Source organism: Mesorhizobium sp. M1143 (assembly GCF_040318435.1).
In the GTDB taxonomy this organism is placed as follows: Bacteria; Pseudomonadota; Alphaproteobacteria; order Rhizobiales; family Rhizobiaceae; genus Mesorhizobium.
In genome coordinates this window covers 49,901-68,843 of the sequence record NZ_JAMYMJ010000008.1, presented here as the reverse complement: position 1 = coordinate 68,843, position 18,943 = coordinate 49,901, and the positions used below count along the sequence as shown (strand labels likewise).

Genomic DNA, 18,943 nt, shown 5'->3' with positions numbered 1-18,943 from the left:
GGCTCGGCCTGACCTGAATCTCAACACACCTAGCGCGTGCCTCCAAACGACAGGTTTGGAAACGTTGTGGATCGGGCTCAACTCAGCCCATCTCGACCCAAATCGGGAGATGGTCCGAACCGACCGCTTGCGGGTCGACCCACAGGCGCTTCAGCGATCCGGCGAGCGAGGCCGAGGTAAAGATGTAGTCGATGCGCTTGTGGCGGCTTGTGTCTTCGGGTCGCGTGGGATCGACCCAGGTGACGACGTCTGGTGTGTTCAGGCGCTGGGCGACGTCGACGGCGAGATCGGCGGTCAAGGGCATGCCGAATTCATGATCCGGGCGGCCGACGAGTTCGACATATTCGGGCGAGCCGGGCAGCATGTTGAAGTCGCCCATGACGATGAAGGCTTCGGGATAGGGCAGGTCCGGCAGGCCGATCTCGGGAATGCCGGAGAGGCCGCCGCCCTCGAAGGCATAGTTCAACAGGCGCTGGCGCAGGAAACGGATCTGGCTGGCGCGTTCAACCGGACTGCGATGGTCGAGATGCGTGGAATAGAAGCGGATGAAGCCGAGCGGGGTCTCGACCAGCGCCTCGAGTGCGCCGCGCTGGAAGTTCATCGCCTCAAGGCTGCGGCTGCGCGGCAAAAGCAGATTGCGCGACAGATGGATCGGTGTCTTCGACAGCACCATGTTGCCGAGCTGGAAAGTGGTGGTGATGGCGCGGCCGGCCTCCAGGCGCGAGCCGACATTGACCTCGAAATTGCTGCCGTAGGCGGCAAAATATTCGGGCAGCGCCTCACCGATCTCGGCGACCATGTCGCGGTTGCCGTTCCTCGGATTGTTGCGGGTCACTTCCTGCAGCGCGATCACGTCGGCGCCGCGAACCGCCTCGGTGATGCGGCCGAGATCGTAGCGGCCATCCAGACCGATACCGTACTGGATGTTGTAGCTCACAACCTTCATTCCCGCGCCCCTCAAGCTCCGTCCGCGAACACTGCTACCGCGTCCCCGACAAAAGGGCATCCGGCGCTTTAGTCGCAAAACGGCCTCGCCCTTGGCCGCGCCTTGGTTTAGAGCAAGGCGCAAGATCTAGAGCAAAGCCGCAAGGCCACCAGAAACTGCGTAGTCCAATGAAATTTCTCGATCAAGCCAAGGTTTATATCCGCTCCGGCGACGGTGGCGCCGGCTCTGTGTCGTTCCGGCGCGAAAAATTCATCGAGTTCGGCGGCCCGGATGGCGGCGACGGCGGCCGCGGCGGCGATGTCTGGCTGGAAGCGGTCAACGGTCTCAACACGCTGATCGACTATCGCTATCAGCAGCATTTCAAGGCCAAGACTGGTGTCCACGGCATGGGCCGCAACATGACCGGCGCCAAGGGCGCCGATGTGACGCTCAAGGTGCCGGCCGGAACCCAGGTGTTTGCCGAGGACAATGAGACGCTGATCTGCGACCTGACCGTGGTCGGCCAGCGCTTCCTGCTGGCCAAGGGCGGCAATGGCGGTTTCGGCAACCAGCATTTCAAGACCTCGACCAACCAGGCGCCTCGCCGCGCCAATCCCGGCCAGCCCGGCGAAGAGATGAATGTCTGGCTGCGGCTGAAGCTGATTGCCGACGCCGGCCTGGTCGGGCTGCCAAATGCCGGCAAGTCGACTTTTCTGGCAACCGTCACCGCGGCCAAGCCAAAGATCGCCGACTACCCCTTCACCACGCTGCATCCAGGTCTCGGCGTTGCCCGCATCGATGCGCGCGAATTCGTCATCGCCGACATTCCGGGCCTCATCGAGGGCGCGCATGAGGGTGTCGGCATCGGCGACCGGTTCCTCGGCCATGTCGAGCGCACGCGTGTGCTTTTGCACCTGGTCTCGGCGCAGGAGGAAAATCCTGGAAAGGCCTACAAGACCGTGCGCGCCGAGCTGGATGCCTATGGCAATGGGCTGATCGAGAAGGTCGAGATCGTGGCGCTGAGCCAGGTCGATATCCTCGACGCCGATGAGCGCAAGAAGAAGGTTGCGTCGCTCAAACGCGCTGCCGGCCGCGCGCCGATGCTGCTGTCGGCGGCCACCGGCGAGGGCGTCGAAGCGGTGCTGCGGGCGCTGATGGCGGTTGTCGGCGAAGCGCGCGACAGGGCTGCCGCTCCCGTCGAGACCCGCTGGGACCAATAGCGATGACGGCGCAATCGCTGACAAAATACCGGCGCATCACAGTCAAGATCGGTTCGGCCTTGCTGGTCGACCGCACCAGCGGCCTGAAGCGCGACTGGCTTGCCTCGCTTGCCGAGGATATTGCGGTGCTCGCCAATGGCGGCGCCGAGATCCTGGTCGTATCGTCCGGCGCCATTGCGCTCGGCCGCACCATTCTCGGTCTCGGCAAACGGGCGCTGAAGCTGGAAGAAAGCCAGGCGGCTGCGGCCGTCGGCCAGATCGCGCTAGCCGGCGCGTGGTCGGATGCGCTGGGCAAGGGTTCGCTGAAATCGGGCCAGATCCTGCTGACGCTGGGCGACACCGAAGAGCGCCGCCGCTATCTGAATGCCCGCGCGACGATCTCGACGCTGCTCAAGATGAAGGCGGTGCCGGTCATCAATGAGAACGACACGGTGGCGACCTCCGAAATCCGCTATGGCGACAATGACCGGCTGGCGGCCCGGGTGGCGACGATGATGGGCGCCGACCTGCTTGTGCTGCTCTCCGACATTGACGGGCTCTATACGGCGCCGCCGGCGCGCGATCCCGATGCAAAATTCATTCCGGTGGTCGACCGCATCACGCCCGATATCGAGGCTATGGCCGGGGCGGCCGCATCCGAACTGTCGCGCGGCGGCATGCGCACCAAGCTCGATGCCGGCAAGATCGCCACCGCCGCCGGCACCGCCATGATCATCACCTCGGGCACCAGGCTGTCGCCACTGATGGCGATCGAACGTGGCGAGCGCGCCACCTTCTTCAGGCCGAGCGCCAATCCGGTGAAAGGCTACAAGACCTGGATCGCCGGCCAGCTCGAACCGGCCGGGCGGCTCACCGTCGACGCCGGCGCCATCGGTGCGCTGCTGTCCGGCAAATCTTTGCTGCCGGCCGGCGTCAGGCTGGTCAGCGGCAATTTCTCGCGCGGCGACACGGTGGCCATCCTGTCGCCGGAAGGGCGCGAGATCGCGCGCGGGCTTGTTGCCTACGATGCCGCCGATGCCGTAAGGATCGCAGGCCTGAAGACCGCCGAGATCGAAACCGTGCTCGGCTACGAGGCGCGCTCGGCGATGATCCACAGGGACGATCTGGTGGTGAGCGATCCGGGTGACCAGATACGGCCTGCCGGCCAGCTATGGGCCGGGGGCGAGGTAAGCGGAGGATGAGACATGCTGAAGTTGCATGAACAATCCGGGGATGACACCGTCGCGCTGATGGCTGATATCGGCCGCCGCGCCCGCGCGGCCGCCCGACCGTTGGCGATTGCGACCGCCGCCGCCAAGGATGCCGCACTTCTCGCCATGGCCGACGCGATCATCGCGCGCCAGCAGCAGATTCTCGATGCCAACGCCATCGATGTCTCTAACGGACACGAATCGGGCTTGTCCGGCTCCTTCATGGACCGGTTGAAGCTCGATCCGGCGGGCACCCGTGCCATGGCGGATGGCATCCGTGAAATCGCCGAGCTCAGGGACCCGGTCGGCGATGTGATTGCCGCCTGGGATCGCCCCAACGGCCTGCAGATCGAGCGCGTGCGCACGCCGCTCGGCGTTGTCGGCGTCATTTATGAAAGCCGGCCGAATGTGACGGCGGATGCCGGCGCGCTCTGCCTCAAGGCCGGCAATCCGGTGATCCTGCGCGGCGGCTCGGATTCGCTCAATTCGTCCGCCGCCATTCATGCCTGCCTGGTCGAGGGGCTGAAGGCCGCCGGCCTGCCGGAAGACGCCATTCAGCTGGTGCCGACCACCGACCGCGCCGCCGTCGGCGAGATGCTGAAAGGGCTTGGCGGCAATCTCGACGTCATCATTCCGCGGGGCGGCAAGAGCCTGGTCGGGCGCGTCCAGAGCGAGGCGCGGGTGCCGGTCTTTGCCCATCTTGAAGGCATCTGCCATCTCTACATCGACCGCTCGGCCGATCTCGACATGGCGGTCAGGATCGCCGTCAACGCCAAGATGCGGCGCACCGGTGTCTGTGGCGCTGCAGAGACTTTGCTGGTCGACCGCGCGGTGGCCTCCACACATCTGGTGCCGATCCTCGACGCGCTACGCGCCGCCGGCTGCGAGATCCATGCCGATCAGGAAGTGATGAAGCTGTTCTTCGACGCCAAGCCGGCGACCGATGCCGACTGGATGACCGAATATCTCGACGCCATCATCGCGGTAAAGCTGGTCGACGGGATTGCCGGCGCCATCGACCATATCGAGACGTTCTCCTCACACCACACAGAGGCGATCATCGCCGAGGATGCAAAGGCTGTGCAGCGCTTCTTCAGCGAGATCGACTCGGCGATTCTCCTGCACAATGCCTCCACCCAGTTCGCCGATGGCGGCGAGTTCGGCATGGGCGCCGAGATCGGCATCGCCACCGGCAAGATGCACGCGCGCGGACCGGTTGGTGTCGAGCAGCTGACCTCGTTCAAATACCGCGTGCGCGGGTCGGGACAGGTGAGGCCTTGAGCGCTGGCCTTACCCTCCCCCTTGTGGGGAGGGTGGCGAGCGCAGCGAGCCGGGTGGGGGTACGACGCTGAATTCTGCAATCCCCCCCCCCCCCTCCGCTTCGCGGATCGACCCTCCCCACAAGGGGGAGGGTGGGGCGCCTCTTTCCTCGCACTACCTCCGCATGCCGCATGCCGAAAAGGGCCTTGCCGTCGGCCTGTTCGGCGGCTCGTTCAACCCGCCGCATGCCGGTCATGCGCTGGTGGCGGAAATCGCGCTCAGGCGGCTGGCGCTCGACCAGCTATGGTGGATAGTGACGCCTGGCAATCCGCTGAAGAGCACCAGGGAATTGGCGCCGCTGAGCGACCGGCTGCTCCAGTCGGAGCAGGTCGCCAAGAACCCGAAGATCAAGGTCACCGCCTTCGAGGCGGCGCATCATATTCGCTTCACCGCCGACACGCTGGCGCTGGTCAAGGCACGCAATCCCGGCGTCGACTTCGTCTGGATCATGGGCGCCGACTCACTTCGCGATTTCCACCGTTGGCAGCGCTGGCGCCAGATCGTCATGACCTTCCCCATCGCGGTCATCGACCGCCCGGGCGCGACGCTGTCCTTCCTGTCCTCGGTCGTGGCCAAGACGTTCGACTATGCCCGCGTCGACGAGGGTGATGCGCCCCGGCTCGCGCGCATGAAGGCGCCGGCCTGGACCTTCATCCACGGCCCACGCTCGTCGCTGTCATCGAGTGCTATTCGCCAGCAAGCCAAGGGGTAACTCCGTAAGACCAGATCGCCGATGTCGCTTTTACGGCGGCCTTTCGCGATTGGCTGGGCGATGCTGCGCTGGATATGGCCACTTCAGTGAACCAGACCGACATCGACCCCAATCATGGCGCCCCGCCGGCGCCCGTGATCGCCATTGCCAGCGTAATCGTGTCGATGGCGCTGATCGCGGTCGGCAACGGGTTGATGTTCGCCTATATCCCGGTCCGGCTTGGCGTCGAGCGCTTCGATCCGACCTGGGCCGGGCTGATCATCACCGGCCTGTCGGCCGGCGGGCTTGCCGGCTGTATCCTGACCGGGCCGCTGGTGCGCCGCGTCGGGCACGCCCGCGCCTTCATGGTGCTGTCGGCGCTGATAGCGCTGTCGAATGCTGCCATTGGCGCCGGCACCTACCCGCTGCTGTGGATCGCGGCACGCGCGCTTTACGGTTTTGCAATATGCGGCCTGTTCATCGTCGCCCAGAGCTGGCTCAACGATGCCGTCGCAAACGCCATTCGCGGCCGGGTGATGGCGGTGTTTTACGTCGCCTATGTCGCCGGACTTGGCGTCGGCTATGCCCTGCTGGCGGCGGTCGACATCGCGACGGCGCAGGCGCCGCTGATCGGCATTGCCTTCACCGCAGTGTCGATCCTGCCGGTCGGCATGACGCGGTTGGCTCAACCGCCGCCACCTCGCGCAGCCTCCGTGGCGCTTGGCCGCGCCTGGCGGATCTCGCCGGTCGGCGTGGCCGGCATGCTGGCCGTCGGCGGTCTGTCGATGGCGATCGCCGGGTTCGCACCGATCCATGCCACGGCCAAAGGCTATAGCCAGGCCGATGTGGCGCTGCTTTTGTCGGCGATGCCCGTCGGCACGCTGATCCTGCAGATACCGCTCGGCTGGATTTCCGACCGTACCGATCGCCGTTACGTGCTGGCCGGCGCTGCGGCACTGGCCATCGTCGCCGGTATTCTGGCCATCGGCTTCGACGGCGGCGCGCTGATGGTGCTCGTGGTGATCTACATCGTCTGGGACGGCGCCTCGGAATCGATCTATTCGCTGGCCAGCGCGCATGCCGCCGACCGCGCCGGCAAGGACGACATGGTGGCGCTGTCGAGTTCGTTGCTGTTTGCCTGGTCGCTGTCGGGGTTCATCGTGCCGGGTATCGTGACGGCCCTGTCGGCTGTCTATGGCACGCAGGCCTTCATTTATGTGGCCATCGTCATCGCCACTGTCTTCTGCCTGTTCGTGCTGTGGCGAGTGGCCACCACGCGCGCCGTCCCCGCTACGGAGACCAGCAGTTTCGCGCCGATGTCGGCGCAGGCGCCGCTGCCGGTGGAGCTCGCCTACGCCCCGGAAGATAAGCGCTGAACGGTTTCACAGCTCCTACTGCCTGGTAGCGGCAGTTTCCTGTCGAGCCTCCGGCGGAGGTGCGGGAACCGAAATGGCTTCGGCGTCGAACGCCTGCTTGACGCGTTTGGTGAGATCGATCTGGGTGGCGAAGAAATCCGCCGCCGTGGTCCAGTAGCGCAAGGTGATGGCGACGCTGGCATCGCCCACCGTGGCGACGAAGGCGATCGGCGCCGGCTCTCGCTTGACGCGGCGCTCGCCGCCGGCAACGCCCAGCATGGTTTTCTGCGCCAGGTCGATGTCGTTCCAGGAGCCGATGCTCAGCGTGATGTCTCCGCGGCGCACACCGTTGCGAGTAAAATTGCGCACCGGCTGGTTCCACAGCGTCGAATTGGGCGCCAGCACATAGACGCCGTCTGTCGTGCGGAGCTTGGTGGCGAACAGGCCGATTTCCTCGACGGTGCCGGAAATGGCGCCGACCTCGACATATTCGCCGATGCGGAATGGCCTGAGCGCCAGAAGCATGATGCCTGCGGCGATGTTCTGCAGCGTGCCTTGCAGCGCCAGGCCGATTGCCAGCCCGATGGCGCCGATGGCGGCGATGATCGAGGCCGTCTGAACGCCGAACTGGCCGAGCACCATGATGACCACCAGGATCAGGATGGCGTAGCGCACGATCTTCGAGAAGAAATGGCGCAGCGTCGCGTCGAAACCATGGATATGGCCGAGGCCGGCTGAGATCGATCGTTCTGCGAGCCCGGCGACGAGATAGCCGACGACCAGCAGGATGATGGCGCCGATGGCGGAGAAGGAATAGGAAACGATCAGTGTGCTGAGTTGCGCAAGGCCAGCCTGCACGGTGAGCAGCGTGTTCTGGGGGTCGATTGGCATCAGGAAAATCCGTTTGGGGGGCGTGTCGATAACCCCTGCCGCGGCCATGGGTTCCGATTTTTCTCAAGGCTCCGGAACCGGAAGTCGTGCACTGCGTTCGCGGTGGCAGGGCCTCCCGTCTTGAAACTGCAAGGGAACTCTGCCTATCTATAGGGTGTCACCTGATTTCGTGGGTGATTTGGTTGTTCTTGCTGCGAAAGGAAATACACTGAGAACAGCATTGCGGAAGAAGGCTGACGTCATGCCTTCGCCGGCCAGGATCAGCGTAGATGACGCCGTGTCCCGTGCCATCAAGACAGTCCTTGCCAGTCTGGAAGACTCCAAGGCCGAAAATATTGTCTCAATCGACATTCAGCGGAAATCGAGCCTCGGCGACTATATGGTCATCGCGTCGGGCCGGTCGCACCGTCATGTCTCGGCTGTCGCCGACCACCTGCTCAAGGCGCTCAAGGATGCCGGTCTCGGCACGGCGCGCGTCGAGGGGCTGTCCGGCGCCGACTGGGTCCTGATCGATTCAGGCGACATCATCGTCCATGTCTTCCGCCCAGAAGTCCGCGAATTCTACAATCTTGAAAAGATGTGGCAGGCGCCGGACCTTGAGGAAGAGACCTTGCACTGAGCTCCGTCTCATGTCGTAACCATCCGGGGTGCGACATGGATTGAAAGCTCGCCGAGGCAGGGATGAAGATAGCAGTTCATGCCGTGGGCCGGATGAAGGCCGGCCCCGAGAGAGAACTCGCCGACCGCTATTTCGAGCGTTTCGCCAAGAGCGGCCCGGCGATCGGGTTCGAATTCTCTGGTGTCGCCGAGATCGCCGAGGGACGAGCCCAGAACGCCAATGAGCGCCGCCGCGAGGAAGGCCAGAAGCTGCAGGCACAGCTGCAGCCGGGCACGGCGCTGTTCCTGCTCGACGAACGCGGCAAAAACCTGTCCTCAGACGATTTCGCCAGCCGTATCGGCCAGCTGCGCGATGGCGGACGCAAGGCGTTGGTCATCGCCATTGGCGGCGCCGACGGGCACGACCAGTCGATTCGCGATCAGGCTGAGCTGATAGTCTCGTTCGGCGCGGCGACCTGGCCGCACCAACTGGTGCGCGTCATGCTGGGCGAGCAGCTCTATCGGGCGGCAACGATTCTTTCGGGACATCCCTACCACCGTTCGTAAATCAGTGGGTCGAGGATCAATCGTCCGGATTTCCGCCCCAATGCGCGGCTGTTTTGTGCTAGGCTTCGGTTCGATCATGGTTGATGGTTCGTTAACGAAGCCACGCATAGAGTCGGGCTTCAATGGCTGGCAACGGGAAATCACGAACGGGCTTCCGGCACGCGCGCTGCGGCATCGCTGCAGCAGTGGTTTTGCTGTCGCTCGGGCTTGCGCGGGCCGAAAATACGCTGGACGTGGCGCCCGACCCCGATCTGAGCCGTGCCGAATATGAGAAGGTGTCGGCCGAGATCACGCTGTCGTCCGAACGGCTGGCCAAGCTCGCCGCCGACATTGCTTCGGTCAAGAAGGACCATGCCTCGATCACCGCGGCGCTTATCCAGTCGGCGATGACCGAGCAGAAGCTCGGCCAGGACATCGAGGATATCGGCGCCAGGCTCGAAGGACTGAAGGGCGAGGAACAGAAGATCCGTGTCTCGCTGGCGGCGCGGCGCGACGTGCTGGCCGAGGTGCTGGGCGCGCTGCAGCGCATGGGGCTCAATCCGCCGCCAGCGATCCTGGTCAAGCCGGAAGACGCGCTGTCGTCGGTGCGCAGCGCCATCCTGCTCGGCGCAGTGGTGCCCGAACTGCGCCAGCAGACCGACAAATTGCTGGCCGACCTCAGGTAACAGACCGGGGTGACGGCCTCGATCGCGGCCGAGCGTCCGCGGCTGACGGCGGCGGTCGGCGAGCAGACGGCGGAAAAGAAACGCCTCTCCATGCTGCTCGAAGCCAAGCAGAAGCTCGAGGCGGACACCTGGACGGCGATGGCCGCTGAAAAGCAGCGGTCCCAGGCGCTTGCGGCCAAGGCCGGCAGCCTGAAAGAGCTGATCGCTTCGCTTGAAGCCGACAAGAGCCGCAAGGCGGTGGATGCCGTCAAGGCAGGCGAACAGAAAGCGGCCGACAGCGATAAGCCGGACGCCGATAACGCCGATGCAGGCACAACCGCGTCGACGGAGCTGGCTTCGCTGCCCGTGCCGGAAGGCAACCGCCTCACCGCCGCCGCGCCGTTTTCGGCACTTCAGGGACAAGTCTCGCTGCCGGTCACCGGCAAGATCAAGCTGCGTTTCGGGGCCGATGACGGTAACGGCGCGGTGATGCTTGGCGACATGGTTGCGACACAATCGGGAGCCATCGTCACGGCACCGGCGGACGGAAATGTGCTTTATGCGGGGCCTTTTCGCTCCTATGGTCAACTCTTGATCCTCAATGCGGGAGACGGCTATCATGTCGTCCTGGCGGGGATGAGCAGAATCAGCGTCGCGTCTGGCCAGTCGGTGCTCGCAGGAGAGCCGGTCGGCGCGATGGGAGAGGCCCGGGTGGCAAGCACCTCGGCCTCGAAGAATGGAAATGCCACGCCGGAACTCTATGTCGAGTTCCGCAAGGATGGAAAACCCGTCGATCCGACCCCATGGTGGGCGGACCGCTTCTCTGGAAGGACGTGAAATGATGCGGAAACTGTCGCTTCTTATTGCCGGTGCGCTGATGGGCGCGTCAGCGATGAGCCTGGTCTATGGCGCGCCCGGCTCGACGGCGAACGCTGCAGGCTCCGAGACCTACAAGCAACTGGCGATCTTCGGCGACATCTTCGAGCGCGTGCGGGCGCAGTATGTGACGCCGCCGGACGACAAGTCGCTGGTCGAAAACGCCATCAACGGCATGCTCACCTCGCTCGACCCGCACTCCTCCTACATGAATGCCGAGCAGGCGCAGGACATGCGTGTGCAGACCAAGGGTGAGTTCGGCGGCCTCGGCATCGAGGTCACCATGGAGAACGACCTGGTCAAGGTGATCACGCCGATCGACGACACCCCGGCTGCCAAGGCAGGCGTGCTGGCCGGCGACTATATCGCCAAGATCGACGGCCAAGAGGTTCGCGGCCTGACGCTCAACGATGCGGTCGAAAAGATGCGCGGCCTGGTCAACACGCCGATCAAGCTGACGATCCTGCGCCAAGGCGCCGACAAGCCGATCGAGCTGACGGTGGTGCGCGACATCATCAAGGTCAAGGCGGTCAAGTTCCGGGTCGAGAACGACATCGGCTACATGAAGATCACCTCCTTCACCGAAAAGACCTATGACGACCTCGAGAACGCCATCGACACCATCAAGAAGCAGGTGCCGAACGACAAGCTCAAGGGCTATGTGCTCGATCTCAGGCTCAACCCGGGCGGCCTGCTCGACCAGGCGGTGAGCGTGTCCGACGCCTTCCTCGACCGTGGCGAGATCGTCTCGACCCGCGGCCGCGACCCGAAGGACGTCACACGCTTCGACGCCAAGGCAGGCGACGACATCGGCGCCAAGCCGCTGATCGTGCTCGTCAATGGCGGTTCGGCCAGCGCCTCCGAGATCGTCGCCGGCGCGCTGCAGGACCTGCGCCGCGCCACAGTGGTCGGCACGCAGTCATTCGGCAAGGGCTCGGTGCAGACCATCATCCCGCTTGGCGAGAACGGCGCGCTGCGCCTGACGACGGCGCTCTATTACACGCCGTCCGGCAAGTCGATCCAGGGCAAGGGCATCACGCCCGACATCAAGGTCGACCAGCCGCTGCCGCCCGAACTGCAGGGCAGGGACCTGACGCGCGGCGAATCGGACCTCAAGGGCCATATCAAGGGCGCCGACGAGAGCGATACCGGCTCGGGCTCGGCTGCCTATGTGCCGCCGGATCCGAAGGACGATCTGCAGCTGATCTATGCCGAACAGCTGCTGCGCGGCCAGAAGACCGATCCGGCATTCCCGCCGAATCCGGAGAAGGCAGTGCTCAACCAGTAAAATCGACTGGTAGCTCTGGCTGCCCAATCGAAGCGATGCAATGCTGCCGGGACCGTGAGGTTCCGGCAGTTTGATTCGGGGACCGCTGGGCGCTGCGCCTCAAAAGGCGCAGGGGACGCGCCGTGAGTTTTGGATCTGCGCATGGCGAAAAGATTTCGCCGATCATGCGCCCGGGGATGCGGCTTGGCTGACATCGGCAAGGACATCGAACGCCCACTCGGACAGGCCGCCCGACCGCGTGCTGCGTCGCGCGGGATCAGCGCTGGCGCCGTCGCGGCGACGCTGGTCGTGCTGGCCGCGGTCGGCATCTCCGGCGCGATCGCGCTGCGCGAGAAGCCGTTCCGCAAACCGGAAGCAATCGCGGTCTCGACGCCAAAGGTGACGGCGGCGGCCGAGCCCGCGGCCGCAGCACCCACTGCTCAAGCGACGGCGGCAGCGCCGAAGGCGGAAACGCCCAAGGCCAGCGGTCCGCAGATCATCCTTGTGCAAACCCAGGAGGGTGACGGCCCGCCCAATGCAGCCATTGTCATCCACGACCCGTCGACGATCGGCCAGAACCTGAAGATCGCGCATATCCCCGACAGGGCGCTGATCGAGGCCAGCGACACCGGCCCACTCCCGGTTCGCGCCGCTGACGGCCGGCGGCCGTTCGATGTCTATGCGCGGCCGTGGTCGGGTTCGCGCGGCGCTCGCGTGGCAATCGTCATCGGCGGGCTTGCCGTGTCGCAGACCGGCACGCAGGCGGCAATCGCCAAGCTGCCGGCTGAAGTGACTTTGGCCTTTGCGCCGCAAGGCAACAGCATCGGCCGGTGGATGCAGGCGGCACGGCAGAGCGGGCATGAGGTGGTCATGCAGGTGCCGCTCGAACCGTTCGACTATCCCAATGTCAATCCCGGCCGCAACACGCTGACAGTGGCGGCAAGCCAGGACGACAATCTGAAGAATCTGCGCTGGGCGCTGTCGCGGACCACCAACTATACCGGCGTCATGAACTATATGGGGGCGCGCTTTTCGGCCGACGCGACAGCGATGGGCCCGTTCATGGCCGAGCTTGGCAAGCGCGGCCTTGCCTATATCGATGACGGCTCGTCCGCACGGAGCTTGGCGTCCGATCTCGCCTTGAAGGACGGTGTGCCGTTCGTCGCCGGCGATACGGCAATCGACGCCGTGCAGGACCGCGGCGCCATCCTGAAAAAGCTCGACGAGCTGGAAGCGACCGCGCGTGCGAAAGGCTCCGCCGTCGGCATCGGCTCGGCCTTCGACCTCACCGTCGATACCGTGGCGTCCTGGGTGGTCGAAGCAAAAAAGCGCGGCATCGAGATCGTGCCGATCTCGGCGGTGGCCATCGACCCGGAAAAAGGCTGATCATGACGAAGAAACCTGTCGACCCCGAGACGCTGCCTTACCGCCCTTGCGTAGGACTGATGATCCTCAATGGCGACGGGCTGGTCTGGGTCGGGCACCGCATCGCCGAACCGGACAGCGAATTTGCCGGGACCACGCAGCTCTGGCAGATGCCGCAAGGCGGCATCGACGAGGGCGAGGAGCCGCTGCAGGCGGCCGGGCGCGAGCTCTATGAAGAGACCGGCATGCGCTCGGTCACGCTGCTCGCCGAGGCGCCGCACTGGATCAATTACGACCTGCCGCCCGATCTGGTCGGCATCGCCCTCAAGGGCCGCTATCGCGGCCAGACGCAGAAATGGTTCGCCTACCGCTTTCACGGCGAGACCAGAGAGATCCAGATCAATCCGCCGCCAGGCGGCCACACCGCCGAATTCGATGAATGGGCATGGCGGCCGATGCAGGACCTGCCCGATCTGATAGTGCCGTTCAAACGCAATGTCTATGAGGATGTGGTGGCGGCGTTCCGTCATCTTGCCTAGCTGAATGTGACGGTTCGCACGGCACCTGATTCGTGCTTTATTGATCGGGACACCCGCAGCCACGAGACCCATATGAACGACGCCGGGCAATGGCCTCTTAGCGCAGCGTATGGGCTGCCCCTCACCCGCCTGCCGGCTTTCGTCACTCGAAAAGCCAAGCAGTTGGCTTTTCGTCCGCTTTACGCCGACCGCTCCTCAACTCCCCGTATAGGGATAGGGAGAGATATCCGGCAGGACAATGAGGGGCAGCGCCGACTTCAGCGGGTCTGCGATGCATAAAGCCAAAGATACCATCAGCGAAGCGGCGGCCGGCGCCATTCTCACCATCGATCTCGGCGCTATCCGAGAGAATTACCGGCGGCTCAAGGCAAAGCTCGGCGGCGTGCGCTGCGCCGGCGTCGTCAAGGCCGACGGTTACGGGCTCGGCGCGCGGCAAGTGGCGGCGGCACTGGTTGCCGAAAGCTGCGACAGCTTCTTTGTCGCTCATCTCACCGAGGGGGTCGCGCTGCGCGACGCACTCGGACCGAAGCTGGAAATCCATGTGCTGAACGGCCTGCCGCCGGACTCGGAACCCGAAGCGGTGGCCGCCGACCTTGTTCCCGTCATCAACAGTGGCGGACAATTGAAGGCGTGGAGCAAAGCCGGCCAGAAGGCCGGCCGCAAGCTCAAGGCCGCCATCCAGGTCGACAGCGGCATGTCGCGGCTGGGCATGGGCCTGGCAGAGGTCGAGGCGCTTACGGCCGATGCTTTCGCCGGCGTCGATGTCGTCCTCGTCATGAGCCATCTGGCCCGTGCGGACGAACCGACCAATGCGGCCAATGACGCGCAACTCAGGGAGTTCGAACGGCTGCGCAAAATGCTGCCCAAGGCGCCGGCGTCGCTCGACAATTCCTCCGGCATCTTTCTTGGGCCGCGCTATCAGTACGACCTCGCGCGTCCGGGCGCTGCGCTCTACGGCATCAATCCGACGCCTGATGAGGCGAACCCGATGCTGCCGGTGGTGCGGCTCGAGGCAAAGATCATCCAGACACGCGGCATCGATAAGGGCGCGGGCGTCGGCTACGGACATGCGTTTCTGGCCAGCGGTCCCTTGCGCGCGGCCACGATCTCGCTCGGCTATGCCGATGGCTGGCACCGGCGCGCGGCTTCGGCTGCCTGGCTCGACGGCGTGCGACTGCCCTTTGTCGGGCGGGTGTCGATGGATTCGATCATACTCGACATCTCGGCCCTGCCGGCCGGCCGGCTGCGCGAGGGCGACCTTGTCGAACTCCTGGGCCCCTCGCAGAGCGTCGATGACGCCGCCGGTCATGCCGGCACGATCGGTTATGAAATCCTGACCAGTCTCGGCCCCCGCTTCCACCGCCGCTATATCAACGAATAGAGCAGCGACACGCCGCCCCTTGGCGGACGCCGCAGAATCCGGCAGACAGGAGGCGGCGGCCCTCTGACGGAAGTCGTCGTGGAGAGTGATGCGATGAAGATCTTCGTGTTGGGCGGCGGCGTTATCGGGGTCACCACTGCCTATTATCTCGCCGAGGCCGGCCACGAGGTGACGGTGTTCGACCGCCAGAAAGGGCCGGCGCTGGAAACCAGCTTCGCCAATGCCGGCGAGATCTCGCCGGGCTATGCCTCGCCCTGGGCCGGCCCCGGCATTCCGCTGAAGGCAATCAAGTGGCTGTTGATGAAGCACGGCCCGCTGGTGGTGCGGCCGGCCTTCGATCCGCATATGTGGACATGGCTCATCAAGATGCTGCGCAATTGCACCGCGGATCGCTATGCCATCAACAAGGCGCGCATGGTGCCGCTCGCCGAATACAGCCGCGACACGCTGAAGGCGCTGCGCGAGGCGACCGGCATCGCTTATGATGAGCGGACCAAGGGCACGCTGCAGCTGTTTCGCACGCAAAAGCAGCTCGACGGCACCGGCGGCGATGTAGAGGTGCTGAAGAAATATGGCGTTCCCTACGAGTTGCTCGATCCCGAAGGCTGCATTGGCGCCGAACCTGCGCTGGCCGGCGTGCGGGAAAAGTTTGTCGGCGGGCTGAGATTGCCCGGCGACGAAACTGGCGACTGCAAGATGTTCACCGATCGGCTGGCCGAGCTCTGCGTGGCGCGCGGCGTCACGTTCGAGTACGGTACGCAGATCCGGCGCTTCTCCAAGAACCGCAATCGCATCGTCAGCGTCGGCACCGACCAGCGCTCGCGCGCGGCCGACGCTTATGTGCTGGCGCTGGGCAGCTATTCGGCGCGCTTCATGCGCCTGCTCAGGCGCCCGATCCCGGTCTATCCGGTCAAGGGCTATTCGATCACCGTTCCGATCAAGGACGCGGTCGCCGCCCCGGTGTCGACGGTAATGGACGAAACCTACAAGGTGGCGATCACCAGGCTCGGCGACCGCATCCGTGTCGGCGGCACGGCGGAGATTTCCGGCTTCGATCTCAGGCTGCATGAATCGCGCCGGCGCACCCTCGAACATTCGGTCGGCGATCTGTTCCCGGATGGCGGCGACCTCAAGGCGGCGTCCTTCTGGTGCGGGCTGCGGCCGATGACGCCGGACGGGCCGCCGCTGGTCGGCCGCACCGAGTTCTCCAACCTCTATCTCAACACCGGGCACGGCACGCTTGGCTGGACCATGGCCTGCGGCTCGGCCAAGGTGCTGTCCGACATCATCTCCAGCAAGGTGCCTGATATCGATGTGCGGGAGCTGGGGCCGGAGCGGTATTTGAGGTAGGGGTGCTTTTTAAAGCTGGCGGGCCAGCACCCCCTCTGTCCTACCGGACAGAGGGGGTGTAAAGGATCGCTACAGAACGGCATTCCTTCAGCCTCGCCAGCCCCTCAAAACGCCTCCTTCACCCAACCCTTCGAGAACAGCCATCGGTAGGCCCACGGTATCGTCACCTTGGTCGATACCGGGTTCGAATGGGCGACATAGTCGTCGTAGACCGGCTGCATCCTGGCGTAGAAGGCAGGGTCGAGCACCGTCATGCCGTTCTCCAGATCGTGGAAGAAACTGCGGTTGTTGAGATTGACCGACGAGATCGTCACCAGCCTTTCGTCGATCATCATGATCTTGGAGTGCAGCACGACATCGGGCGCCTTGAATTCGCGGATGTTGATGCGGTCGCCATATTTCTCGACGAACAGCTTGTTGAGCGCGGTCAGCAGCTTGCCGCCAATATCGCCCTTGAGGTCGATGCGGCCGACAATGTCGATCCTGACGCCGCGCGCCAGCGCCCGCTCGATGGCCAGGCTGAGCTTCGGCGTCAGATTAAGGTAGGGATTGACGATCTCGATATGGTGCCGGGCAGTGTCGATCAGCTCGACGAAATAGGTCTCGAGCGCATGGTTGTCCTCGTAGGGCACGGAAATGAAATGGCGCACCGTGCCCGGCAGGCGCCGGCTGTCGGAGCGCACCGGAATGGAGAAGGGTCTTGCGATGTTGGTGTCGGCGTCGCGCAGCCACAATGTCGAGAGATGCGCGGCCAGCGTCTCGACCGTGGCCGGGTCGGCAAACTCGATGTCGAAATCGCTCCAGTTCGAATAGTAGTTGAGCGAGAGGCCGTCGGTCTTGCCGTATTGCTCGAGGTTCGGATAGCGCGACAGGTCGATCGGCTTGTGGAACAGGAAGCCGTCATGAATGTTGCGGCCGCCGATGATGACGCGCGAGCGGGCTGGATCCTCGGCAAGTGTCGCCAGCATCTTGACGTGATGGGTCTTGTGCAGCTGTGACAGTTGCTCGTCGACCGGCGCGCCGTGGTCGGCCCGCCAACGATATTCCTGCAACTCGACATTGGGATAATCGGCCGCCAGCCGGTGCAGCAGGGCATCGTCCTTGTCGCGCTCCAGCACGTCTGTGACCATGATGCGCACTTTGGTGCCGAGGGCTGCGTGATGGCGGATCAGCCGCTCGATGACGCGGCCGGAAAAATCGGCCTTGAACTCCAGCGACGACAGATAGACCAGCTTGAGTTTCGGCGCGCGCGAGAAATCGAGCGGCAGTTCGGGGTCGGCCTTGTCGAAGGCGCTGTCGGGTAAAGGCGCGCCGAGCAGCGCTTCGACCTTGGCGTTAAAGCCGTCGCGCGACTTGCGTAACAGGCGCGGTGACCCGAGCGGCAGCGAACAGCTCTGCGACAGCCAGCGGCCGGCGTAAAAGACGCTGGCAAGCTTATCCAGGCGGGATGGATCGGGCACTGGACAACGCTCGTAGCGGCTGTCGAGCGCGGCTATCGCCGGATAGGCAACCTCTTCGCGCAGGATGGTGAGCGGGGCGCCTGCCGGCGCCAGACTGGAGCTGAGCTTGAGGCTGCAACGGTTCAAACCATCGCTGGGGAACAGGCTGGCGGTTTGCCCGGCCGACAGGCGGAGGCGGAAGGCGGCACCGCTCGCCACGCTGCGCGAGCCACCGCCGGCGCGAATCGCCAGCGCCCCGTCGCAGGCGCCAGATATCTCAACCGGCTGCTTTCCCGCCTGGCGCATCACGATCTCGATCGAGCGCGCCTGCAGGCCGGAAAAGCTGAACGTCTTTGGCGCGGAGGGCCGCGCGGCGGCGTTGACATAGAGCGTCTGCCGCGACACGCGCCAACGGCCGTTGAAATGGCCTTCGCCGGTGCCCCTACCTGCCGGCATCTGTTCGGCGCTAACCGGCTTCGCCAGCTGTTCCAGCGTCCGGTAGGTGGCCTGGAAATCGCGGTTGGCGATGGCGTGGCGGTCATGGCCGAACGGACCGGTGCCGTTCGCCCTGTCGATGGCGCCGATCTGGTTGTGGGCGAGCAGCGCCAGGAACTGCCTTTCATAGTCGCTGGCACCGGCATCGCCGAAAAACGCTGCTGCTGCAGTCTGCGGTCCGGGCGTGCCGGCCGATACCGACGGCCGGCCGCAATCCTTCGCATCGGGGAAGAAATCGCAGCTGTGCCGGATCGGGGCGGCGCAACCGACAAGGGCCGCCAGCCCCAGCCCGGCCAGAGCCAGGCAGATGGCGCGGTTCATCCCGTGGCCCCGTTCATCGTCTTCAGCTCAGCCGGGTCGCGCGGCGGCATAAAGCCTTGCGGAAAGACCTTGCAGACGGGAAGTGCGAAAGTGGCGATCAAAAGCTCGGCCTCGCCGCGCACCTTTTTCGGCGCTGTCTTGTCATCACGGATCGCCTTTGCCGAGGCGACGAGCGCGCCGTCGCAGTCGCAATGATTATGGCGCGCGATGTAGCAGGCGTCATGGATTTGGCAGGCGCTGTCGAGGCGATTGACAGGGCGAGCCGAGAGGTCGCCGGTGCGGGTGCCGGGACCGCAGTAATTGCCGAAGACGAAAGGCGACGGGCGGGCCATTGCGATGCGGACCGGCTTGGGCAGTTCGGCTTCCGGAACTGCGGTCCATGGATTGGCGCAGGCGGAAAGCGCGACAAGCGGCAAGATGGCGAGCACCGCTCGCATTTTGATCCGCACCAGCTTTGCAAAAAAGTGTCCCACCCGGCGCAGCCAATCCCTAATGATAGGCGACATCGCG

16 protein-coding genes and 1 pseudogene are annotated in these 18,943 nt (G+C 64.7%); 13 read left to right on the top strand and 4 right to left on the bottom strand.

Translation table 11 applies throughout. The features are described from left to right. Positions 1-82: 82 nt before the first annotated feature. Positions 83-946, bottom strand: a complete 864-nt coding sequence (locus tag NKH35_RS09075) for an endonuclease/exonuclease/phosphatase family protein (RefSeq protein WP_023668690.1) — start codon at positions 944-946, stop codon at positions 83-85. Positions 947-1,113: 167 nt separating this feature from the next. On the opposite strand from NKH35_RS09075, the gene obgE reads away from it, so the two are divergent. The 5 genes from obgE (at position 1,114) to NKH35_RS09050 (ending at position 6,722) form a co-directional block, all read left to right on the top strand. After that, on the top strand, positions 1,114-2,145 hold the full coding sequence (gene obgE, locus NKH35_RS09070; RefSeq protein WP_023693164.1) for a GTPase ObgE: 1,032 nt from the start codon (positions 1,114-1,116) through the stop codon (positions 2,143-2,145). Positions 2,146-2,147: 2 nt separating this feature from the next. Beyond that, the gene (gene proB / locus NKH35_RS09065) at positions 2,148-3,326 is read left to right on the top strand and encodes a glutamate 5-kinase (protein ID WP_023744952.1); all 1,179 of its coding nucleotides are present in this window, start codon (positions 2,148-2,150) and stop codon (positions 3,324-3,326) included. Between the two features lie 3 nt (positions 3,327-3,329). Further along, positions 3,330-4,616, top strand: coding sequence for a glutamate-5-semialdehyde dehydrogenase (locus NKH35_RS09060; RefSeq protein WP_023818238.1), 1,287 nt, complete (start codon positions 3,330-3,332; stop codon positions 4,614-4,616). A gap of 163 nt (positions 4,617-4,779) precedes the next feature. After that, positions 4,780-5,367: a nicotinate-nucleotide adenylyltransferase gene (locus tag NKH35_RS09055; protein ID WP_023693161.1), complete on the top strand. Its 588-nt coding sequence runs from the start codon at positions 4,780-4,782 to the stop codon at positions 5,365-5,367. A 74-nt stretch (positions 5,368-5,441) separates the two neighbouring features. Continuing rightward, positions 5,442-6,722, top strand: coding sequence for an MFS transporter (locus tag NKH35_RS09050; RefSeq protein ID WP_023818237.1), 1,281 nt, complete (start codon positions 5,442-5,444; stop codon positions 6,720-6,722). A 15-nt stretch (positions 6,723-6,737) separates the two neighbouring features. Here NKH35_RS09050 and NKH35_RS09045 read toward each other — a convergent pair whose 3' ends face one another. After that, positions 6,738-7,592, bottom strand: a complete 855-nt coding sequence (locus NKH35_RS09045) for a mechanosensitive ion channel family protein (protein WP_023736854.1) — start codon at positions 7,590-7,592, stop codon at positions 6,738-6,740. Positions 7,593-7,833: 241 nt separating this feature from the next. Between NKH35_RS09045 and rsfS the strand changes: the two genes are divergently transcribed. The 8 genes and pseudogenes from rsfS (at position 7,834) to NKH35_RS09005 (ending at position 16,178) form a co-directional block, all read left to right on the top strand. Beyond that, positions 7,834-8,211, top strand: coding sequence for a ribosome silencing factor (rsfS, locus tag NKH35_RS09040; protein ID WP_023668698.1), 378 nt, complete (start codon positions 7,834-7,836; stop codon positions 8,209-8,211). Between the two features lie 62 nt (positions 8,212-8,273). Further along, positions 8,274-8,756: a 23S rRNA (pseudouridine(1915)-N(3))-methyltransferase RlmH gene (gene rlmH, locus NKH35_RS09035; protein ID WP_023684125.1), complete on the top strand. Its 483-nt coding sequence runs from the start codon at positions 8,274-8,276 to the stop codon at positions 8,754-8,756. 122 nt (positions 8,757-8,878) lie between these two features. Continuing rightward, positions 8,879-10,237 (top strand): annotated as a pseudogene (locus tag NKH35_RS09030) (murein hydrolase activator EnvC family protein). A gap of 1 nt (position 10,238) precedes the next feature. Then, complete coding sequence (locus NKH35_RS09025; protein WP_023668701.1) at positions 10,239-11,564, top strand: S41 family peptidase; 1,326 nt, start codon at positions 10,239-10,241, stop codon at positions 11,562-11,564. Between the two features lie 183 nt (positions 11,565-11,747). After that, on the top strand, positions 11,748-12,929 hold the full coding sequence (locus NKH35_RS09020) for a divergent polysaccharide deacetylase family protein (protein WP_352914218.1): 1,182 nt from the start codon (positions 11,748-11,750) through the stop codon (positions 12,927-12,929). A 2-nt stretch (positions 12,930-12,931) separates the two neighbouring features. Beyond that, positions 12,932-13,447: an RNA pyrophosphohydrolase gene (locus NKH35_RS09015; RefSeq protein ID WP_352765365.1), complete on the top strand. Its 516-nt coding sequence runs from the start codon at positions 12,932-12,934 to the stop codon at positions 13,445-13,447. 271 nt (positions 13,448-13,718) lie between these two features. Beyond that, entirely contained in the window at positions 13,719-14,828 is a 1,110-nt protein-coding gene (alr, locus tag NKH35_RS09010; RefSeq protein ID WP_352914216.1) for an alanine racemase, read from the top strand. 93 nt (positions 14,829-14,921) lie between these two features. Next, the gene (locus tag NKH35_RS09005) at positions 14,922-16,178 is read left to right on the top strand and encodes a D-amino acid dehydrogenase (RefSeq protein ID WP_352914214.1); all 1,257 of its coding nucleotides are present in this window, start codon (positions 14,922-14,924) and stop codon (positions 16,176-16,178) included. Between the two features lie 104 nt (positions 16,179-16,282). Here NKH35_RS09005 and NKH35_RS09000 read toward each other — a convergent pair whose 3' ends face one another. Both NKH35_RS09000 and NKH35_RS08995 read right to left on the bottom strand, forming a co-directional pair. Further along, entirely contained in the window at positions 16,283-18,433 is a 2,151-nt protein-coding gene (locus tag NKH35_RS09000; protein WP_352914212.1) for a phospholipase D-like domain-containing protein, read from the bottom strand. Then, positions 18,430-18,870: a phospholipase A2 family protein gene (locus tag NKH35_RS08995; protein ID WP_023693154.1), complete on the bottom strand. Its 441-nt coding sequence runs from the start codon at positions 18,868-18,870 to the stop codon at positions 18,430-18,432. Before NKH35_RS08995 ends, NKH35_RS09000 begins: the two co-directional genes overlap by 4 nt. Between the last annotated feature and the right edge of the window lie 73 nt (positions 18,871-18,943).

What these genes read in the sequence shown, in the direction of transcription:
- NKH35_RS09050 (WP_023818237.1), top strand. Translation starts at nt 5,442, where the DNA reads ATGGCCACTTCAGTGAACCAGACCGACATCGACCCCAATCATGGCGCC.
- NKH35_RS09025 (WP_023668701.1), top strand. Translation starts at nt 10,239, where the DNA reads ATGATGCGGAAACTGTCGCTTCTTATTGCCGGTGCGCTGATGGGCGCG.
- NKH35_RS09055 (WP_023693161.1), top strand. Translation starts at nt 4,780, where the DNA reads ATGCCGCATGCCGAAAAGGGCCTTGCCGTCGGCCTGTTCGGCGGCTCG.
- NKH35_RS09045 (WP_023736854.1), bottom strand. Translation starts at nt 7,592, where the DNA reads ATGCCAATCGACCCCCAGAACACGCTGCTCACCGTGCAGGCTGGCCTT.
- rlmH (WP_023684125.1), top strand. Translation starts at nt 8,274, where the DNA reads ATGAAGATAGCAGTTCATGCCGTGGGCCGGATGAAGGCCGGCCCCGAG.
- NKH35_RS09015 (WP_352765365.1), top strand. Translation starts at nt 12,932, where the DNA reads ATGACGAAGAAACCTGTCGACCCCGAGACGCTGCCTTACCGCCCTTGC.
- proB (WP_023744952.1), top strand. Translation starts at nt 2,148, where the DNA reads ATGACGGCGCAATCGCTGACAAAATACCGGCGCATCACAGTCAAGATC.
- rsfS (WP_023668698.1), top strand. Translation starts at nt 7,834, where the DNA reads ATGCCTTCGCCGGCCAGGATCAGCGTAGATGACGCCGTGTCCCGTGCC.
- NKH35_RS08995 (WP_023693154.1), bottom strand. Translation starts at nt 18,870, where the DNA reads ATGCGAGCGGTGCTCGCCATCTTGCCGCTTGTCGCGCTTTCCGCCTGC.
- NKH35_RS09000 (WP_352914212.1), bottom strand. Translation starts at nt 18,433, where the DNA reads ATGAACCGCGCCATCTGCCTGGCTCTGGCCGGGCTGGGGCTGGCGGCC.
- NKH35_RS09060 (WP_023818238.1), top strand. Translation starts at nt 3,330, where the DNA reads ATGCTGAAGTTGCATGAACAATCCGGGGATGACACCGTCGCGCTGATG.
- NKH35_RS09075 (WP_023668690.1), bottom strand. Translation starts at nt 946, where the DNA reads ATGAAGGTTGTGAGCTACAACATCCAGTACGGTATCGGTCTGGATGGC.
- alr (WP_352914216.1), top strand. Translation starts at nt 13,719, where the DNA reads ATGCATAAAGCCAAAGATACCATCAGCGAAGCGGCGGCCGGCGCCATT.
- NKH35_RS09005 (WP_352914214.1), top strand. Translation starts at nt 14,922, where the DNA reads ATGAAGATCTTCGTGTTGGGCGGCGGCGTTATCGGGGTCACCACTGCC.
- obgE (WP_023693164.1), top strand. Translation starts at nt 1,114, where the DNA reads ATGAAATTTCTCGATCAAGCCAAGGTTTATATCCGCTCCGGCGACGGT.